Below are 20,232 nucleotides of genomic sequence, written 5' to 3' on the forward strand. Positions count from 1 at the left end.
TGATTATGAAATAGATTATAATACCCAAAAAACACATAATTCACACCACAATTTTGGCGAACATGAAGATAGGCGCTTTTGCCACTAATGCTCTAGAGTATTTTATGATATTCCAAGGAATGAAAATGGTTCCTTGTAGAAACTTTTATCAAGAATATACTAATAAATCACAAATAGCGGGCAATGATTTTGGTATACTTTGTAATTTTTTCCTCCGGTAAAAGTTGAATATGGAATTTGTAAATTGGGTAGTGAAAAAAAGACTAACTTAATAGTTAGTCTTAAAGATTTTTTTTAAAAAAAATTGTTTAAAATTTGGAACACCTCAAGTTTTTTACTAATAATAAGTTTCTAATTAAAATTATTAAAAATTAGTAATCAAGGAGTTGTTAATTTCATTTATTTGTCATAACGTTAGTAAATTAATAAACATTTTTTTGCTTAATATTTGTTTAAGTGGTAGTGTTTTGAGATCCCCGGTCCCCTTTTTCTCTTACTGTTTTTATACTTATATTTTTTAATTAAAATATTTTTATTTATAATCACTAATTTTAAAAAAATAAACGATTATCAAATATTTCTGTATAATTATAAATTTTTAATCGAACAGTTAAACTTTTTTTGTGGTTTTTGATGTATTATTTTTCTTCTTTTTTAATTTTAATAATAAAACGTAGGCATAAAAAAAGCATAAAAATCAACATAATGCAGTTAGAAAAGAAGTTAGCTAGACTATACACATGATATTCTTTTGAACTGCCAGGTTTCAAAATAATATTTCTAAATAAATAAAGAAAAGGAATTCTAAATAGAAAAACACGACCAAAACTTAAAAATAAATCATATTTCGGTTGTTTTGTGGCAATTAAAAAAGTAGATATAATTTCTAATTGTGTTGTTATTAAACTGGTTGTTAAAAGTCCTCCAATTAAAAATTCTGAAAAACCAGGAGGAATCTTTGTATCTTTTTTTATACATTTTATACCTAAATTTTTAAAAAATAAGTATATTTTATCCCCTAATCCAAAACCCATATAATTTGTAGGTGCACAAATTAAATATGTAATAATAAAAATGATAAAAACAGATATAGAAGAAATAACTAAGGTTTTGATAGCTCTTTTAATGTTTTTGTTTCCTAGATTTTCAGAAACAATCAATAATTCCCCTTCTTTCAAAGAAAAGGATATTTGAACAAATAAACTAATTACCCCGTCAGCAACACCTATTTTTCCTAATGTTCCGTTTCCAAATCCGTAAAAACCTAAAAAACCCGTTTCTGGATTACTTTCTATCATGTATAAAGTCAATAATCTACCAAACTCATAAAACATTTTCCCCAACATTAAAGGAATAGCGAATTTAAGGATAGTTTTAATTATTTTTTTATTTTCTAAAAAATTTTTCCAATGAAAATCTTTGATACTTAAACAAAAATTATTTTTTTTGTTAAAAAGAGTTCCAAAAGCTACTATTGTAATGGAAGCATGGGCCAATACAGAAGCTACTTCCAACCCTAAAGCATTTTTAATGCCTAATCCATAAAAAATTAAAAAACTTAAGCTAATTTTGAAAGCCATCATAATGCAATTCAAAATTAATATTTTCTTCATTTTTCCTAAAATTCTTTCGGTTCCCAAAAAGAAAACGTTAATGGCTAATAAAATAATCCCTAACATTTTTAACCTAAAAGCCTGAATGCAACTTGCTTGTCCTTTTTCCGTTAAAAAGCCGTCATGTACATATTTATTTAACCCCATAATATTATTACAAAAAGGTTCAGCAAACAAAACCATTACAAAAGCTACTAAAACACTGATAGAAATTAATAAAACAAAAATCAAAGATGCTATTTGACGAGCTTTTGGATTGTATATATCTTTTTTTTTCCCAATTTCTCTAGCAATTAAAGTAATTCCTGCAATACTTAAACAAATTCCTATCGAATCAATAATACTTTGAATAGATTTAGAAAATTGAATAAAACCAGAGATACCATCAGGTTTGGAGTTTCCAACAATAAATAAAGCGTCAATGTTGGCAAATAAAGCTTTAAAAATATTAAAAACAATAATAGGGAAAGAAACAACTAATAAAGATTTTAACAAACTTCCTTCTAAGATTAATTTATTTAATCTTTCTTTTTTACTAATGATTATACCTCCTTTTGTCATGAATTTAATTCCTTTCAATTATTTTCAATTTTTTTATTTTTGTGGTTATGATTGTGGTTTGTCGTTATTTTTTTTAATTATATTTTTTAATAAATTATTGTTTACTATTAATCATGCTCATTACTGACTACTTTTAAATATAACACACAAAAAAATAAATGTCAATCTATTTATTTTTAAAATTTATTGTTTTTTTAATAAAATATTTATTGTAATTTTTCGATAGTTGTGCAGTGACTATATTTTTTTGAACTTTTTGAATTTAATTTTATAAACTTTTTAAAACTGTTAAAATTATTTAAAAATATTTTATAATTTATGTTTTTTTATTGCAATATTGTTTTTAATTTTATATAATTAAAATGTAGTTAATAATTAAATAAAAATATTAACTTTTTATTTGTAAAATTTTTTCAAAAAGGTGATTTTAAAAATATTTAATGTTTTGTTTTTAATAAAACATCAATGAAATTTCATTTCAAAATAAGTCTTGTAATCATTTCATAATTTAGTAATTACAAATTTTTTTTAGTAATTTTTTAAGATTGTTTTAAAAAAATAAAATCATTGTAGTTTTTAATTGCCTAAATTAAGAAAGGGAATAATTTGAAAAATATTTAATTAAGTATTATTTTAAACCTATTTCATTTTTTTAGTTTTATTTGTTCTCCTTTTATTTCTTAAAATAGATAATATTTTTTAATTAATTGTTTTTTCTAAATTTTATTTTTGCTTTTTGTATTTTTTGATTTTGATAAATAAGATTTTATCAATTAATAAAAATAAAGTAATTTTGTTTAAATTATTTTTTTGAGTAATTTTTTAAAGTTAATGGTTGAAAATTAAAATAATTCTAAAAGAGGTTTTATATTAAAAATGAAAAAAGAAAAAGAATTGAAAAAAATTGCTGTTTTAACTTCAGGAGGAGATGCTCCTGGGATGAATGCTGCCATTAGAGCTGTTGTTTTAGAAGGAGCTAGACAAGGCCTTGAAGTTTATGGTGTAAAAGATGGTTATTTAGGATTATATAACAACGAAATACAGCTTTTAGAATTAAAACTACTTCCTCGCGTTATCAATGTATCGGGAACTTTTTTAGGAACTTCTCGTTTTATAGCTTTTCAAGAAAATCTTGCTATTCGTCAAAAATGTGCAAGCAATTTAAAAAAACTAGGGATTGAAAAGTTAGTTGTTATTGGTGGTGATGGTTCTTATAGGGGTGCTATGAAATTAAAAGAATTAGGAATTAATTGTGTTGGCTTGCCTGCTACTATTGATAATGATATTGATGATACCGATTTTACAATTGGCTTTAGTACTGCTTTAAGCAATGTGGTTGATGCGATTGAAAAATTGCGTGATACTTCTTTTTCTCATCGTAGATGTAGCATTATTGAAGTTATGGGACGTTACAAAGGAGATTTAGCTTTATATGGAGGAGTGGCCACTGGAGCAGATTTAATTGTAACACGCGAACATCCTTTAGATAAGCAAAAAATTTTTGATAAAATCAAAAAATTGCGTGAATCTAATCAAAGAGATGTGATTGTAGTTGTCACTGAGCATATTTTTGATGTTGTTAGTTTAGCAAAAGAAGTTGAAGTATACAGTGGTTTTGAAACTAGATCTCAAATTTTAGGTCACATTCAAAGAGGCGGTACTCCAACTGCTGAAGATTTGGTATTAGCAACTCGCATGGGTAGTTTCGCTGTCCAATTATTGCAAAAAGATATTTCTAATTGTGGAGTTGGTTTACAAGGGTTAAAATTACATCATGTTAATTTTGAACAAATTTTTAGTCATAAAGGTAAACAATGCTGTTTGTTTGATACAATATCAAATTTATTATCTAATTAATTTTTTTCATTTCAAAATAGATTAACTTTTGATTTAGATAAAATATAAAAAATACGAAAGTAAAAGGTTTTTTATGAACATTAATAATCATATTACAAAAAAACATAATTCTTCTCATCCTCAAAGAACTTTTGAAAGACCTATTTGGAAAAATTTAATCATCCTTACTATTCCAATTGCTATTTATTTGCTTTTTCAACATTTAGGTACTTCTATTGATTTTTACATTATAGGTACTCCAAAAAAATTACTTAATGTAGATTCAACTATTACTTATATGAAGCAAATCAAAAAAATTCTTCAAAGTATAGCGATTTCTTTAGGAGGGGCTGGAGTAGTTTTAGTAGCGCGTGAATATAAAAGGCAAAATAAAGAAAAATCGAAACAATACGCCACTTTAGCTTTTGTATTATCTGTTGCTATTTCTTTAGTTCTTTTAATTATTTTAGGTTTGGGACCGTTATTACCTAGTTATTTAGGTGATATATTTTTAAAAAGTGATTATCATCCAGATGGTGGTTTTTTATATTATCAACTTTCTTTAATTACTTTTGTGTTTATCACCATTAATTCTGTTTTTATTGGCTTAGAGCGTGCTAAAAATAAAACTAAATTTGTTTTAATGTTAAATATTTTGCTAATTATTGTAAGAATCATGATTTCTTTTATTTATAAGTTTGTTAAAAAAGAAGGCAATGTTACAGTAATTCATTTAGCTTTAGCTGATTTATTTTCTAATTTGTTAATTTCTTTTATTGCTTTTTATTGTATGTTTAGTTCTAAAAACCCTTTTCAATTCCAGTTTAAAAAGTTAGTTTTTTCTAGAAATATAGTTCAAAGTATGCTTAAATTATCAGGCACTTTAATTATTGGAAAAGTTACTTATGAAATTGGTAAAAAAATTATTCTTGATATGTCTACAAATTATTATAATGATTTAGTAGCTATTTCAGGGTTGGTGGCAGTTGTAAATGGTATTTGTTATGCTGTTTCTCAGTCTTTTGAAGATTCTCAATCTGCAATGGTTGCTCAAAGTGTTGCTTGTGAAAATGATCAAAAAACTTTTAAAATCTTTAAAAACGTTTTTGTCATTACTTTAATCATCGGTATTATTGGTTTTTTATCTAATTATTTTTTGGGAGAATATTTATTACAACTATTGAAACCAGGTAAAAAATTTTCACCAACGGAAAAAGTAAATTTTAATATAATTTTATTTTGGGAAGGCACCTCTTTATTTACTTCTGTTTGGGCTTCTATGATGATGGGTTATATTTTATCTTACAAAAAAAATGCTAACTTGATTTTTTGGATGAACCTTTTAAGAGTGGTTTTAAGAATTGCACTTTTATTTACTTTACATGAAATTTTTCAAAATATACCTAACGCTCAACAATTTGGTTTAAGCACTTTTGGCAGTAATATAACTGTTTTAATAGTAACAGCAATTATTTTTATTGCTTTTTTAAGAAAAAATAAAATGAATTCTTTGAAATCAACAAAGTCATTTTAATAAAAAAAATATTTTTCGTGCATAATAATCAAAAAAATATTTATTAAACTATAGTTATTAAAAAATTAAGGAGTTAACAATGAGTTTAAAATTAAATCTTGGCGGAATTGAAACTTTTTTTAATTGGGAAAAAGAAACAAAAAATTATCATTCTAAAATAAAAGCTATTCATCATCAATTGCATCATGACGAAATTATTCGAAATCAATATTTAGGATGGTTAGATTTGCCTTTAAATTATGACCGTCAAGAACTTCAAATAATAAAACAACTAAAGCGACAAAACACTGATTTAGATGTTTTAGTAGTCATTGGAATTGGAGGTTCTTATTTAGGATCCAAAGCTGGGATTGAATTTCTTCAAACTCCTTTTCAAAAAAACAAACCTGAAATAATTTTTGCAGGACAACAAGTATCAGGCAGTTATTTAACGAATCTTTTAAAATATTTACAAGAGAAAACTTGGGCTATTAATGTCATTTCAAAATCTGGAACCACTTTAGAACCAGCCCTAGCTTTTAGAATCCTTAAAAAAGAAATTGAAAAAAAATATGGCAAAGAAGTTGCTAAAAAACGTATTTTTGTTACTACAGACAAACAAAAAGGGGTTTTATTTAATTTAGCCAAAAAAGAAGGCTATGAAATGTTTGTGATTCCTGAATCTGTCGGAGGAAGATTTAGTGTTTTTACTAGTGTAGGCACTCTTCCTTTTGTTTTTGCTAATTTAGATGTTGATGTTATGTTGCAAGGAGCCTTGTGCGCTTTAAAAGATACTTCTTCAGGCGATTTAAATAAAAATCAAGCTTATCAATATGCTTTAGCTAGATATTTAATGTATACTAAAATGGATAAAAAAATGGAGTTATTAGTTACTTATGAACCTCATTTATTAGCTTTTTCTGAATGGTGGAAACAATTGTTTGCTGAATCCGAAGGAAAAGAAAATAAAGGTCTTTTTGTGGGATCAGTTAATAATTCTACTGATCTTCATTCTTTAGGACAATTTATTCAAGAAGGTAAAAAAATTCTTTTTGAGACTGTTTTAAATATAACTTCTACAAAAGATGATTGTGTTATTCCTGAAATAAGCAATGAATTAGATAATCTTAATTATATAGCCCACAAATCTTATTCAGAAATTAATCAAAAAATACTTCAAGCTACTAAACAAGCTCACATCGAAGGTGAAGTTCCTAATTTAGAAATTATTATTCCTACTTTAGATGAATTTCATTTTGGCTATTTAGCTTATTTTTTTCAAAAAGCTTGTGCTATGTCGGGGTATTTGTTGGGGATTAACCCTTTTAATCAACCTGGAGTAGAAATATACAAACAAAAAATGTTTTCTTTGTTGAAAAAATAAATTAAAAGAGGTTGTTTTCAACAGATATATTTGGAAGGTATCGGACCAAAAATGGCAACCACCCAAAAACAAAAAGTGTCTAAACTTTTGGAACACCTCACCCCCTCAATATTCCTTAAATTTTAGATAATATTTTTTATTTAAATATTCAACCTTGAAAAAGGTTATCTTTTTGCACCTTTTTTTTAAAAACAACATAATTGCGTAAAAAAATAATTTTAATTTCATTTTCTAGGGGGATTTTCCACTTTTTTCCCCTAGCTAGTTAGTAAAATGATATAATATTTAAAAAAAATATCTTTTGAAACTAGCAAATTTAAAAAAAGTTTAGACACTTTTTATTTGTAATTTTAATAATTTGTTTGTTTGAAAAGATATGAAATTATCTACTTATTTTTAAGTTTTAAAGAGTAATTTTTAAATAAAAAAATGTCCAAAAAAACGGAACAGCGCATAATTATCCGCGGCCGTTAAATGATTTAGAAAAGGAATTGATAAAAATATGCAAGCAAAATTATTATATTACAATTGATGGAAAAAAAAGACGCCGATTAGGTTATCGGATAGTACACCATAATTTAATAAAAGCTGGTTTTTCTATTCACCCTAAAACGGTTTTAAGTTTGATGCATAAGTTCGGTTTACTTTCACAAAGAGTTAAACGCAAGCATCAATATTATTATAATTTAGCTATTCAAAAAGAAAATAATTTAAAAAATCTTATTAATAATAATTTTCAAGCCGATACACCTTTACAAAGGTTATGTACTGACGTGACTTATATTATAATTGGTGCCAAAGGTACAAAAATATATGTATCAGCTATTCTTGATTTATACAACCGACAAATTATCAGTTATAACATTGCAACTATCACTGACGTTAATTTTATTTTAGAAACTATCAAACCAATTCCTAAAGTAAATCATTTTTGTATCCTACATTGTGATAGGGGTAGTATTTATACCTCCAAAAGATATCAAAAAGCAGTAAAAGATAAAAATATGTATCAAAGTTTTTCAGCAAAAGCAACTCCAACCGAAAATGCATGTATAGAGTCTTTTTGGGCTAATTTAAAAAAAGAGACTCTCCATTACGAAAAAATGAAATACTTAACCGAAAATCAAGTTAAAAATATTATTCATAAATATATGCATTATTATAACTACAAACGAAAAATGAAAATTCTTAATTATTTATCTCCGATTGAATATAAAAAAAAACATTTTAAATAATTGCCGTTCTATTTTTGAATGGTTATTTTTTTTGATTTTTTTTAAATTCTTTCAAAAAAAAGTTTAATTAATTTTTATAATATTGATATAGCGCTTAATTTTGCCCCTTAGTGACGTCTTAGGGGGTATATTAATAAATTTTACTCAAATACCCCTTTTAAAATCTTATTAAAGGGCAATATTTTTAGTTTTTAATAAACGATAGTATTTATATACAATAACAAATGGCATACATTTTTACAAATAAGGTCATTTTGATTTGTTATTTACTTGCGATTTTTTGCAATGGCATACATTTTTACAAAATTGGCATACATTGCTAAAAAGCAAGTAAAAAACTAGCAAATCGGCCTCGCGGGGATATATTTTTTTATATATTATACACTTAAATAATGTTATTGTCAATAGTAAAATTAAATGAAAGTTATTTTTTTACGCAATTATGTTAAAAAACATAATTTATTAATTTTTTATGTTTTTTGTACCACTAAAGAACAACAAAAAAATTTTATTTTTTTATGTTGAAATGCGATTTTAGTAGTGTATAATAAAAGTAATAGTAAACATTTTTTTTGAGTCATGTCTTTTTTGTCTCAAAAAGTGTTGTTCTTTATCAGTTCACTTTTCGTGGAGCTTACCATCTTTACATTTTTTCCCTTCCTGTTTCAAAACAACAGCCTTTAATTTAGTATCCAAAGAATATGATTTTAATTTCTTCTCCATTTCTAAGCTCATTTCCGTTTTGTTAACATATCCTTAATTTTTAAGTTGCTATTGTTAAAAAACTGTTTATTTGTTATTTATATTGATAAAAAAAACAACAATAAAATCTTTTTTAGAAGGTTTATTGTTGTTTTAAAGATATTTATTTATTATTTTAACATGCTTTTGGGGGGTTTGATAATTTTGATAAAATATAATTTGTTTGTTTTGGTTTTCGATTAGTTTTTTATATATTCATTATTGATTTAAAAATAAATTTCTACGAATATTTTCGGCTTGTATAGCAATTTGATTTGCTTGATTTTTAAAGTGGTTAATTGTTTCTTCTGAAGCATTATTTCTCAATGCATTATATATTTCTTGCGTTAACCTTGCCTCTTCTAATAATAAATCATGTAAATTTCTACATGCCGTCATTTCGTTCTCAACATTTCTATTATTTTGCTGAACATAACCGTTAGAATGACCGTTATTCATAGCCATAACTTGATTATTCGTGATTAAAAATAATCCTAAAGAACTAAATAAAAATATTGGTAATAAATATAATTGTTTTTTTAATCTAAAAATTAACATTTTTTTCTCTTTTCTTTTTTTTAATTATTTTTTTGTTTGTTTACTATCTTTAGTGTTTATTTTTTCAGTATAAAGGGTAATATATTGTTTCTAGAATAAATATTATAAGTTTTTACTATAAGGTAAAGTTTTAATATAATTTTCCATAAATTCCCAATCTGGTGTTCCTTCTTTATTTGTCGGCAATTTAATAATTGTCTTTTTGATACGTTTTTGATTGAAGCCTCTACCATAAGAATATCGAAATTGCTCTTGGTTAATAATAGTGGTTAAAAACATAGCAATATATTTATTTAATTTAAAATTTGGTTTTAATTGTTCTACATGGTCTGTAGCTGTAAATTTATTTTCTTGATAAAAACACGAACCTACCACCGCTGAATCAACAGTCAAAACATTTCCTTCTTCCGAATAAAAAGAATAAAATCCGTTAACTCCGTTGTTAGTCGCTCTAGTAGAAACATATGCATATTCACCTTTTTCATATTCTTCTATTTCTTCTTTAGATGTTGTTTTGGTTCCTTTAACTTTAAACAAATCTTTAATTTGAAAACTTTTACAATTTTTAAATATGTCAAAATAAGTATTTTTTGTTATGTTCGATTTTTTTTGTGTGAAAACAATTTTTTGGTTAAGTTTTTCTAACAAAGTAATTTCATCTAAATTTTTATTTAAAATTCCTAAATCTTTTTTTATTTGAAAAATAACATATTTTTTAACAGTTAACAAAAAATCTTTTTCGGTTAAGTTATTATAATTGGTTTTAACATATGCAAATGAAATCCATTCATCGTTTTCTTTAATTGGGTGTTTTAAATAATTATAACCATCGTAATATTTGGAATGAAATTTATTTAAAAAATCTTTTTCAATATCACCCCATTTGTGAAAACGGTCAACTCTACCTTTATTTTTAAATAAAACTAAACCATCATCTTCTAGGTTATAAAAATCAACTTCTTTATTGTTGTGAGGGGTGTTAGTTTTAAAAATAGAAATTGCTGTATGCGTAGAAGCATTAGGTTCAAATATTTTTTTTGGCATTTGAATTATTTTTTCCAAAGTATGTTTTTTTAAAATTCTATTTCTTATTGTATTGTCATTTATGTAAGTGCTTAAAGGTGCAATCATCACAACACGACCATCAACCAACTTTAACAGTTTTTCTAAAAACTCAATTTCTTTTTTAGTAGGGTTTGTTGGTGTGCTTTTTCCAGCATAAGGTGGATTAATAAATCCAATGGTCGGTTTTTTTGTTCCATCTTTTATTTTTTTATCAACTTCCTCACTGAAAAAATCTAAATTATAAATTTGTGATTTCCCGTCACCACGAAATAACATATTAGAAATTGATAAAGTATACATAGTAGGGTCTTTATCGAAACCGATAATTTGATTTTGTTTTATTTTATTAATTTCTTTTTCATTTTTATTATCTAATTTATCGATAATAGAATTCATGCCCGCAATTAAAAAACCACCAGTGCCACAACAGGGGTCTAAAACAACATCAGTACTACTAATATCAATTAATTTAGTAAATAATTCAGTAATATGTCTAGGTGTTAAAACAATTCCGTTTTTGACATTAGTTACACCAGCATATTTTAAAAAAACCTCATAAAAATTACCAATAATATCATAACTATATTTATTTTTGCTGTCTAATAGATGATAAATGTTTGTTTTCAATTCTTCTAAAACATCTTTAATTATTTCTAAACCATTATCTCCTAATAAGGATTTAATTAAACGCATTTGTTCGTGTAAATATTGAATTTTTTCATTATTAATGTTTTGATTTCGTAAAACATTTTTTATAGCAGTATTAATGTCTTGTAATAAACTGTCATAAGCATCTTCATATTCTATTTTTCTTTTGTTTTCTTTTAATTTAGAATCATAAGAATATATATTGTTTTTTTGATTATCAAACTTTTCCTTAAACTTGGTATTTTTTAAGCAAATTAATAAAATAGAAATTAAAATAGGTCTATATTGAACTTCTAATGGTCTTAATTGAATATTAATTATTCTAGCTGTTTTAGCTGATTGTTTTATAATAGTATCTAATTCGAATTTATCATTTTTAAATAATTGTAAATATTCATCATCATTTTTTAAAATTTCTGAAATCGATAATTTGTCTTTTAATTCTATAATAGAATTGTTTTTGATATAAAAATGAGTTAATTCGTGTTTATCTTCAATATTTCCTGACAAAGCAATCCCTATTTTATTCCAGTTACAAAGAGTATCACAAAAATAATGAAGATAATGTTTAACCCCTTCGACAGCATAAGAAATTTCTGGATTTTTTGTATTATTTGAAAAACATCGATGTTTTTTTATATCATTTTTTATTTCTACCAAAATTAAAAGTTTTTTACTAGTATTTTCATAAACAAAATCTGGATATCCTGCTTTATTATTTCCTTTTTTTGAAGCTTTATTTAAAATATCGTCAATTATTTTTAAGCCACTTCTTTCGCTTTGCCATTTGCGTTCAAATTTTTTGTTGTTATTAATAAAATTGTAAAAGTAATTGTGATTTTGGGTTTCTCTTTCTTTTTTCAAATTAGTATTTTCCTTTTTATAAATTTAGGCGATTTCATAGGGGGAATTGAGGGAGGATAGGAGGGGTTGATTTTCTTTATTCATTTTTTTTGATTTTTCCTCCTTTTTCTAATTATTTATTTTCTTTTGTGTTGTGTTTTTGAGTGTATAGGGTGATGTAGGCTTGTTTGGGGTTGAAGTGGAGGTAGTAGGTTTTGTTTATCAAAGAGCCTTCAGGTCGACTTTTATTTGTAGGACAATTTACTTCATCCATGAAAAAGTCTTTGTCTTCTTCGAGTAACAATTTAGGGCCTTCGTAGTTTAGTTCTATGTAGTGATTTGATGGATCTACAAGCATATGGTCGTCAAATTGTGAGTCTTTATGTTGTCTTTTTGTGTGGAAACCGCGAAACTCATCTACTGTATAACCTTTTTCATACCAATTGTCGAATGGGTTTTTGACGAATGGCGCGAGGTCGGTTAGTTCGTGTTCGGGGTGTTTTCCTTTACCTAATCCAGCTAATCCGTAGAAGGTGTAGGTTCTTTTAATCATCGGAGTACCTTCAATTTTAACACCATTTATTGTTAATTCTAATTCGTTAGCTTTTATGTTTTTTATTTTTTCCTTAGCTTCTTCGCTATAATCAATTCTGTATGAATCATAATAATTTTCACTTTCTCTTTGTTTTTCTTTCGCTTGAAACCATTCATCATGTGTTTCTATTTTGGTGTTGGGGATAGGGTAAATTTTTGGTTTTGTTTTGGTGATATCATATTTTATATCTAAAAACAAAAACACTCCAAAAGCAAGAACTATAATAGACATCATGACATAATAAACAATCAAAGCTGTCTTTATATTGACTTTTTTAATCCTATTTGTATTTTCTCGTTTTTGAATAAACCAAATCCATAAAGGGATTAATCCAAAAATAATACCCAAAATACCTATAATAACTAATAATTTAAATAACTCCATTCTAATCTTGATTCCTTTTTTTTATAATTTTAACTTATTATTATTTTAACACAAACAAAACAAAATGCAAAAAAATATGCATTATTGTTACCAACCAAACCATTCTTTGAATGTGTCCCATTTTGTTGCAACCGCTGTTGCACCGCCTAAAGCTGCACCAGCAAGTCCACCAACAACAGTTCCAACAGGGCCTAAAACAGAACCAGCTGCGGCACCATAAATAGCCCCTGATTTAACCGAAACTGCTGTTGTAATAACTGCTCCTGTTCTTTCTACTCCTTTTTGCCAATCCGTTTTCTTATTTTTTAATTTCTCTGCGTCAGTGATTAATTTTAGTCTATCAACTTCTACTTCACGGATTTGTTTGTCTAATTGCCTTTTCGTTGCTTCATGTGCGTTTTGTTCGGCTTTCAATTGTGCTTTTAGTTTTTCAATTTCATGTCTTAATTCTTTGTTTTCGAATCCTAATGAACCACTAGCGCCTTCAAGTCCTGCAATTGCGCCTTCTAGTTCTTTAATCCTCATTGCTTGTTGTTTGAAGGTTTCCATGTTGGCTTCAATTTCAGCAGTTAGTTTCATAATTTGTTCTGCTTGTTCTTGTATGGTTTGTTGTAGTTGGGCTATTTCTTCGTCTTTTTGTTTGATGATTTCTTGTAATTGAGTTTCATTGGCTTCTAAGGTGTTGATTTTGCCTTTTAACTCTTTTATTTGGGATTGTTTAGTGTTTAATTGGTTGACTAATGCTTCATTGGCATTTCCATTTTTAACTAATTCATCTTGTATTTCTTGCATTTCTTTTTCTAGTTGTTCGTTTTCATCTTTATATGTATTAAGTTCTTTTTGAATTTTGTTTAAATCGTTAGTATATTTTTCTTTAAGGTTTTTATTTTCTAACTTTAAAGTATCTATTTCACTTCTAAAACCTTGTTCTTTAATTTCTAGTTGTTGCATTTCGTCTTTTAAGTTTTTGATATGAGTTTCTTTGTTGTTTAATTCTTGTTGTAAAGTGTCATCAGGTTTTTGGTTGGTAATTAAATCAGTAATTTCATTTTTTTGTTTATTTAATTCTTCTTGTTTATTGTTTAATTGTTGCGTAATTTCATTTAAATTATTTGTTTTTTCTTCTAATATGGATTTATAATTATCGAGTTTATTTGGTGGTGGAGTAGTACTTACATCGTGACTAAATTTTAATTCCCAATATTCTTGTTTATTAGGACCATTTTTATAATTTTCAACATCCATAAACCAACTTTTATCATCATGAGTCAAAGTTCCTATATAACTACTTCTTTCACTATAACGTATATAATAAACATCATTTCCGTTAATTTCAGTTTTATAACTATCTATTGTTGTTATATTTTTATCTTGGAAACCTCTATTACAATACCAATCACCCATATCTTTTGCATGTAAAATTGGTTTTATTTTTATTTGAAAAGGCACAGGAGAATAATATATACCATCTTTATTATCGTAAGTTGATAATGTTTCGTTAGCTTTAATTTCACAATTTTTTTGCCATTCCTCATAAGTTTGAGTTAAATTTGATATTTCTTGTTGTAAAGAGATTTGTTGTTGTGAAAGACTACCTAATTCTTGGTTGATTGTGTTTATTTTGTTTTGTTTAGTTAATAATTCTTCTTGTAGTATTTTTGCATTTTCATTGTTTTTTGCAATTTGTTCTTTTAGGTTTTCGGTTTCAGTTTCTAGTTCCGAAATAATGTTTTTGTAATTATCTATTTGTCTTTGGATTTCTTCCAAAGTTTTTACGTGTTGTTCTCTTAGACTTGTTGTTTCATCTTGTTTTTGGGTTAATAGTTGTTTTAGATTAGCTTCATTTTGTTTTAATTGTTCGATTTCTTCTTCTTTGAGAGATAATTGAACTTCAAATTTAACCTTTTCTTGGTTGATATCAGTTTTTAAAATCTTAATTTCTGAATTTAGTTGTTGTTTTTCTTCGTTTGATAAATTAATTTGCTCGTTTAATTGTTGTTCTTTTTTTTGTAATTCTTCTTCTTTTTGGTTAATTTGTTGTTGGAGTTTTTCTAAGTCTTGTTTATTTGAAGATAATTGGTTTTCTAATTGTGATGTTTGAGTTTGTAATTGTTCGATTTCTTTGTGTTTGTTTTCGGTATTTTTAACTTGATTAGCTAAATTAGTTTTAATATCTTTAATTTCTTGAGTTAATTGTTTCTCTTTTTCTTCACTGGATTTTTGAGTTTGTGTTAATTTTTCTTCTTGTTCTTTAATAACTTTGTTTAACTCCTTTTGGGTTGTTTTTTCTTGTTCTAATTTTTGATTTACATTCTTTAATTCTTCATTTTTAGAAGTTAAATTAGTTTGAATACCTTGAATTTCTTGAGTTAATTTTTGTTTTTCTTCATCTGATAGGTTTTTTTGTTCTTTCAATTGATTTTCTTTTTGTTTTAATGTTTCTTGTTCTTGTTTGATAACCTTATTTAATTCCTTTTGGTTTTCTTTTTCTTGGTCTAATTGTTGATTTACATTCTTTAATTCTTCGTTTTTAGAAGATAAATTAGTTTTAATATCTTTAATTTCTTGAGTTAATTGTTTCTCTTTTTCTTCACTGGATTTTTGAGTTTGTGTTAATTTTTCTTCTTGTTCTTTAATAACTTTGTTTAACTCCTTTTGGGTTGTTTTTTCTTGTTCTAATTTTTGATTTACATTCTTTAATTCTTCATTTTTAGAAGTTAAATTAGTTTGAATACCTTGAATTTCTTGAGTTAATTTTTGTTTTTCTTCATCTGATAGGTTTTTTTGTTCTTCAAGTTGTTTTTCTTTTTTTCCTAAAGATTCTTTTTCTTGATTAATAAGGTTATTTAATTCATCTTGTTTTTCTTTTTCTTGTTCTAATTTTTGATTCAAGGTGTTTAATTCCTCGTTTTTATTAATTAAGTTTTTTTGTAATTCTTCTTTTAATTTATCTTTTTCTTCTTTACTCAATGTTTTATTAGCTTCTAATTCTTTTTGTTTTAATTGAAGTTGGTTTTCTAATTGAGATTTTTGGCTATTTATATTAAACATTTCTAATTGTTGAGCTTGTAAGTTGGCTTCAAGATAGTTTTTTTCATTCTCTAATTCTTTATTTTTTGCTTTTTCTTGTTGAATTAACTCCTCAACTTGTTTTTTCATTTCAGGATTTAATTCATTTCTTTTGTGTTCTTCTTTTTCTTTATGAATTGGTTGTTGCATAGTTAGTTGAGGAGTTTGGGGGTTATTAGTTAATTCAGGAGATTTGTTTGTTTTTTTTTTTTTTTGAGATTCCATTTGTTGGGGTTCGTCGTTATTGTTTGTTTCTATCGCCTCTTCGTGGTGTTGTGTGTTGTTGGTTTTGTTTTCTATTTTTGGGTTTTCGTTTTTATTTTCTAGTTGTTGTGGTGGGGAGTTGTTAGTTGGTGGGGTTTGGGGTGTTTTATCTGTTAATGAAGTTATTGATACATAAGTGATAGTTGCAACTAAAACCAAACTTCCGATTAAAGGTCCTACAAATGGGATGAAACAACATGCACCAGCAAGTAGACAACCACCAATAAGCCATAGAGCTTTTGAAGCAACAGAAGAATATTGAGGGCTAATCCCTATTTTTTCTAATGCTTCTGCGGTTTTGTCGTTTATGTTATGACAGGTATCTTTTAAATTTTTAAATGCTCCGCCAAATTTTGCAGCTAATTCAGGGAAGAATTTAGTAACCACAAGAAATATTCCGCCACCAATTAACAAAAATGGTAATAAAAAGAGAATTGTAGTTTTTAGTGATTTGATTATTTTTACAAACCAATTATCTTGTTTTTGTTGAGTTTCTACAATTATTTTTGTAGGTTGTGGGGGGGTTTTGGTAATTGGTTTTGTAGTTTTTGGGGTTGTTTTAGTAATTCTTGTTGAAGTTTTTTTAATTATAGTTGGTTTGGTGGTTGTTTTTTTAACTGTTTTTTTTGGTTTTTTGTTTTTTCGAGGGATAACTTTTTTAGAAGTTATCGCCTTTGGTTTAGTTTTTTTGGTTTTAATTATTTTTTTAGCCATATGATTTTACTCGCTTTCTTTGTTTGAATTATTTTGATTTATTACAATTTCTTCTAAATTATTTAAATCTTCATCAAATTTTTCAAAATTCCTTTTTGTTTCTTGTTGAAATGCATCCATTTCTTTTTCAATAAGATTAATTTTTTGTTTTAAATGATTGTTTTGAAGATTAACGTTTTCTTTTAAATGTTGGTTATGAAGGTTAATATATTCTTTTAAATTATTATTATTGAAATTACAGATTATGATTGTTGTTAAAGTAAAAATTATTAAACAAATATAAGGTGAATATTTTTGAATAGTTTCCATTTTGTTTTCTCGCTTTCTAATTATTTATTTTCTTTTGTGTTGTGTTTTTGAGTGTATAGGGTGATGTAGGCTTGTTTGGGGTTGAAGTGGAGGTAGTAGGTTTTGTTTATCAAAGAGCCTTCAGGTCGACTTTTATTTGTAGGACAATTTACTTCATCCATGAAAAAGTCTTTGTCTTCTTCGAGTAACCATTTAGGGCCTTCGTAGTTTAGTTCTATGTAGTGATTTGATGGATCTACAAGCATATGGTCGTCAAATTGTGAGTCTTTATGTTGTCTTTTTGTGTGGAAACCGCGAAACTCATCTACTGTATAACCTTTTTCATACCAATTGTCGAATGGGTTTTTGACGAATGGCGCGAGGTCGGTTGGTTCGTGTTCGGGGTGTTTTCCTTTACCTAATCCAGCTAATCCGTAGAAGGTGTAGGTTCTTTTAATCATTCTTCGGTCTTTGGGGGGTTTGAGGTATTTGATTATTCCTTTTTTCCATGCTTCATATTGGTCTTCGCATTCTTTTCTACGTTTTTTAATATCGGTTATATCTTTATTGATGCCTTGTTTTACATCCATCACTTCTTCTAAGTCGGACGGCAACATTACTTCATGAATTGGATTCATTGATTTATATTTATTAGTTTTATTGTAAGCTTCATTAATAATAGTTGTTAAAACACGGTTAGAATAGTTTTTACCTTTGCATCTTGTTGCAATTTCTTTTAAATGAAGGTAAGTATGATAACTAATTTGATAAGGGGTTGTTAAGAATTCCAAGAAACCTTCAATTTCTTCGTCTTTTATTAAATCAATTTTTATTTCTTTGGAAAATCTACTTCTTAAAGCTTTATCAATTTGGCCGAGGTGGTTTGTTGAGCCCATTAAAACTATTTTTTTGTCAGCGCTATTAAAACCATCTAATTTAGTTAACATATTATTGATTATATTTTTGCTTGTGTTGTTAACGTTTTTATCTTCTCTATTAGCAAGTCCGCTTATTTCATCAATGAAGATAATAGTTTTATTGTGATTTTGCGCATCTTTCCAGATGTTTTCCCATTCTTCGGTTCCTTCTCCAATATATGTTTTGTCTAATTTAGATGGTTCAAATTCAATAAAATAAGCTCCGCTTTCGTTGCATAAAGCTTTCATTAAAAAGGTTTTTCCTGTTCCTGGGGGACCATATAATAAGTATCCTTTTGGTTTAATTTTGTCATAATTTACTAAATCATTGTTATCATCTTTAAAATAATAAATTAAATCTTCTAATTCTTCTTTTTCTCTTTCCATTCCATATACATCTTTAAACATAACTTTCTTTTTTTCAAGTTTGGGTGTATTTGGGTTTTTAATTATTTCAATTTCATTGTTTAGCTGTTTAATTTGTTTTTCGAATTGAATTAATTGATCGTCTAAGAATAAATCATAGCTTTTTAAGTTTTGGATTTCTTGGGGATTATCCTGATTTTTAGTTATTTGTTCTTTTATTAATTCTTTGTTTGCGTTATTGTAATTAATTGCTTTTTGTAAGATGTTGATTTTTTCATAAATATCTTTAAAATTGGTAGTTTTATTTATTTCTGAGTTAGTTTCTTGAATTGTGTTGTGGTTGGTTAATTGAGATTGTGTGATTTCTATTCGTTTTTTAGTTAGTGGTTTTGTTTCATTATTGATGTTATCGCGTTGTTGAGTTAAATTAGAGATTTCTTGATTTAAGTTGTTTAAATCAGTTTTTAATTTCTTTTTTTCTTCGTCAGTTAAGTTAGTTTCTTTGTTGTTTAATTGTTTGGTTTTTTCTTCTAATTGGTTATTGAGGTTATTTATTTCTTGATTTAAAGTGTTTATCTTTGTTAAATTAGAATTGATTTTTTGTGATAAAATGTTGTCTTCTTCTTTTAATTTTTTTGAGTTTTCTATATTTTTTTGATTACTTTTTTCTAATTCTTGTAAACGAGCTTGTAATTTGGCAAGATCTTCTTTATCTTTGGGATTTAGTTCTTTTTGGTTTGTTGGGGGTTGTATTGTTGGATTTTGGTTGGGAATGGGTGTGGATGGTGATTTGGTTAATCCAACAATAAATAAAACAATTAGAATTAAACTAAATATTGCTAAAAAACTAAGATATATTTTGGTTGAAAGTTTCATATTTTCTCCTTTCTTTAAAGAGCGGTGTTTTTATAATGATAAGCGATGTATAATGAGTCGACTTTTGTTTTTGAGGGACCTTTATGGCTAAAATTTTGAGTCTATTTTTTTATGTTTTGTTTTATTACTTAATTTTAGTTAGTTTTTTTAAATAAGTAGTTTTAGCTAGTTCTTCTTTTGCTTTATTTAGAAGATTTAAATATTTTTTACTATCAGCAATCATTTTAGGGATGAAGGTTTTATCTTGATAAATGCGGACAACATGAAAGTTTATGTCATCAAAATAAACCAAAAAGTAAGCAAATTTAGCTTGACTACAATATAATTGGCATTGAACTTGGGCCCAGTAGTTAATGGGGACTTCTTTATTTGAAAAAAAGCCGTTCCAAGATGCAGATGTTTTATTGTTTTCATCCACATAAGGACATTTTATTTCTAACAAAGTGTTAGTTTTAGAATTATATCCATCAAGAGAGGATGAAAACATTTTTGTTTTATCGTCAGTAAAGATGGTATCAGGGAAATTTAGTTTAGTTGTTTTTTCAAAGAAACTACGTGCTAGGGGTTCAGTTTTGTTGCCGTGTTCGGTGTATTTGTTGGAAGTAAAAGTTGTTCCAAATATTTTGTCATGTATTAATTGTTCTAAGGTTCTAAATTTATCATTTCCAGTGATACTTCCTATTTCAGATGCATTGATGTATTTTTTACGGTGTTGGTACCATAATTTGGTGCGTTGATTTAAATTTTTGATTTGCATAATAA

Annotated in this window: 12 protein-coding genes; 4 read left to right on the forward strand and 8 right to left on the reverse strand. The window is 26.3% G+C overall.

All coding sequences use genetic code 11. From position 1 onward, the window contains the following. Nucleotides 1-638: 638 nt before the first annotated feature. Nucleotides 639-2,174: a multidrug transporter gene (locus tag PSOL_RS01435; RefSeq protein ID WP_349402162.1), complete on the reverse strand. Its 1,536-nt coding sequence runs from the start codon at nucleotides 2,172-2,174 to the stop codon at nucleotides 639-641. An 876-nt stretch (nucleotides 2,175-3,050) separates the two neighbouring features. Here PSOL_RS01435 and PSOL_RS01440 point away from each other — a divergent pair. The 4 genes from PSOL_RS01440 to PSOL_RS01455 all read left to right on the forward strand — a co-directional run bounded on the left by PSOL_RS01440 (nucleotide 3,051) and on the right by PSOL_RS01455 (nucleotide 8,142). Then, nucleotides 3,051-4,031 carry an ATP-dependent 6-phosphofructokinase gene (locus PSOL_RS01440; protein WP_349402163.1) on the forward strand — a complete coding sequence of 327 codons (981 nt, stop codon included), beginning with the start codon at nucleotides 3,051-3,053 and terminating at the stop codon, nucleotides 4,029-4,031. Between the two features lie 73 nt (nucleotides 4,032-4,104). Continuing rightward, on the forward strand, nucleotides 4,105-5,544 hold the full coding sequence (locus PSOL_RS01445; protein WP_349402164.1) for an MATE family efflux transporter: 1,440 nt from the start codon (nucleotides 4,105-4,107) through the stop codon (nucleotides 5,542-5,544). A 79-nt stretch (nucleotides 5,545-5,623) separates the two neighbouring features. Beyond that, the gene (locus tag PSOL_RS01450) at nucleotides 5,624-6,907 is read left to right on the forward strand and encodes a glucose-6-phosphate isomerase (protein WP_349402165.1); all 1,284 of its coding nucleotides are present in this window, start codon (nucleotides 5,624-5,626) and stop codon (nucleotides 6,905-6,907) included. A 491-nt stretch (nucleotides 6,908-7,398) separates the two neighbouring features. After that, complete coding sequence (locus PSOL_RS01455; RefSeq protein ID WP_349402166.1) at nucleotides 7,399-8,142, forward strand: IS3 family transposase; 744 nt, start codon at nucleotides 7,399-7,401, stop codon at nucleotides 8,140-8,142. 960 nt (nucleotides 8,143-9,102) lie between these two features. On the opposite strand, the gene PSOL_RS01460 is transcribed toward PSOL_RS01455, so the two are convergent. From PSOL_RS01460 to PSOL_RS01490, 7 genes are all read right to left on the reverse strand, one after another. Beyond that, nucleotides 9,103-9,441 (reverse strand): SVM family protein, encoded by a 339-nt coding sequence (locus PSOL_RS01460; protein WP_349401651.1) that lies wholly within the window; start codon nucleotides 9,439-9,441, stop codon nucleotides 9,103-9,105. 102 nt (nucleotides 9,442-9,543) lie between these two features. Continuing rightward, nucleotides 9,544-12,018: an N-6 DNA methylase gene (locus PSOL_RS01465; protein WP_349401649.1), complete on the reverse strand. Its 2,475-nt coding sequence runs from the start codon at nucleotides 12,016-12,018 to the stop codon at nucleotides 9,544-9,546. A gap of 112 nt (nucleotides 12,019-12,130) precedes the next feature. Then, on the reverse strand, nucleotides 12,131-12,976 hold the full coding sequence (locus PSOL_RS01470) for a hypothetical protein (RefSeq protein WP_349402167.1): 846 nt from the start codon (nucleotides 12,974-12,976) through the stop codon (nucleotides 12,131-12,133). An 87-nt stretch (nucleotides 12,977-13,063) separates the two neighbouring features. Continuing rightward, on the reverse strand, nucleotides 13,064-17,023 hold the full coding sequence (locus PSOL_RS01475) for a hypothetical protein (protein WP_349402168.1): 3,960 nt from the start codon (nucleotides 17,021-17,023) through the stop codon (nucleotides 13,064-13,066). 6 nt (nucleotides 17,024-17,029) lie between these two features. Beyond that, entirely contained in the window at nucleotides 17,030-17,332 is a 303-nt protein-coding gene (locus PSOL_RS01480) for a hypothetical protein (RefSeq protein ID WP_349402169.1), read from the reverse strand. Between the two features lie 20 nt (nucleotides 17,333-17,352). After that, entirely contained in the window at nucleotides 17,353-19,470 is a 2,118-nt protein-coding gene (locus PSOL_RS01485) for an AAA family ATPase (RefSeq protein ID WP_349402170.1), read from the reverse strand. A gap of 124 nt (nucleotides 19,471-19,594) precedes the next feature. Continuing rightward, nucleotides 19,595-20,227 carry a YqaJ viral recombinase family protein gene (locus PSOL_RS01490; protein ID WP_349401659.1) on the reverse strand — a complete coding sequence of 211 codons (633 nt, stop codon included), beginning with the start codon at nucleotides 20,225-20,227 and terminating at the stop codon, nucleotides 19,595-19,597. Between the last annotated feature and the right edge of the window lie 5 nt (nucleotides 20,228-20,232).

It is taken from the genome of Candidatus Phytoplasma solani, assembly GCF_040126175.1.
GTDB classification, from domain to species: domain Bacteria; phylum Bacillota_I; class Bacilli_A; order Acholeplasmatales; family Acholeplasmataceae; genus Phytoplasma; species Phytoplasma solani_A.